The organism is Flavobacterium aureirubrum, from assembly GCF_038739835.1.
Taxonomy (GTDB): Bacteria; Bacteroidota; Bacteroidia; order Flavobacteriales; family Flavobacteriaceae; genus Flavobacterium; species Flavobacterium aureirubrum.
Genome location: NZ_JBCGDO010000076.1, coordinates 1 through 901, shown reverse-complemented (window position 1 = coordinate 901; position 901 = coordinate 1). Strand labels below are relative to the sequence as shown.

Annotated in this window: 1 protein-coding gene; it reads right to left on the bottom strand. The window is 38.2% G+C overall.

The features are described from left to right. Nucleotides 1-35 precede the first annotated feature (35 nt). Nucleotides 36-901: fasciclin domain-containing protein (locus WFZ85_RS16000; RefSeq protein ID WP_342697255.1), on the bottom strand; the 866-nt coding region annotated here is incomplete at its 5' end.

Below are 901 nucleotides of genomic sequence, written 5' to 3'. Positions count from 1 at the left end.
GAGACGGCTTCTTTCTTTACAGAAATCATTATTTATTATAACACAGGTTTCAATACTTTATTTACTCCATGGATTACACCGTTTGAAGCTTGAATATCAGCTTGGAAAACTCGAGATAAATTATTTGCAGTATCTCTAATATCTACAGTACCTGTTCCCAGAATTACAGTTACATTTTGTACTGGACTTGTAAACATAGGAACCACTTGATTATTCGTCAATTGACTTGAACGAACATTTCCAGCTGTGGTAACATGATATTGCAATACTTTTGTCACGTTAGCTGCTGTAACTGCAGTACCAGTTAAAAAACCAGTTCCCGTGGTAGCAGCTGTAAAAGCAGCGTTGTTTGGCGCAAATAAAGTTGCTGGAGCAGCAGCAGTTAAACCATTTAATGCGGTTAATACTGCACTTTGATTTCCGAAAGTACCACTTGTGCTTGTTACCACCGCCTGTAAAGTATCAAATTCAGGGTTGTCAACTACATGATCAACTAGAGTTGGAATTTGAATAACTCTATTAACAATGTGAATAACACCATTACTTGCATCCACATCGGCAGTGGTAACCACAGCTCCTTTGCTGTCAACACCTCCGTTTAGTGTTACAGTTGCTCCAGCTTTTTGAACAAACATACTGATAGTTGGTGCATTGGTAGTTGCGTTTATTGGTGATAATGTAGAAGCATATGTTGCAGCGGGAATAGCAGTGCTCTTTATCTCTGAACCAATAACATGGTTTAATAAAATGGCTTTAAGTACATTAACATCAACATTATTCACAGTAACATTAGCACCAAGCGAAGTGAAAAATGTTGTAAACGCAGCATTTGTTGGAGCAAAAACAGTATATTGCCCTGAACCATCTAAAGTGCCAGCTAGATTAGTACGGGTAAGTGCAG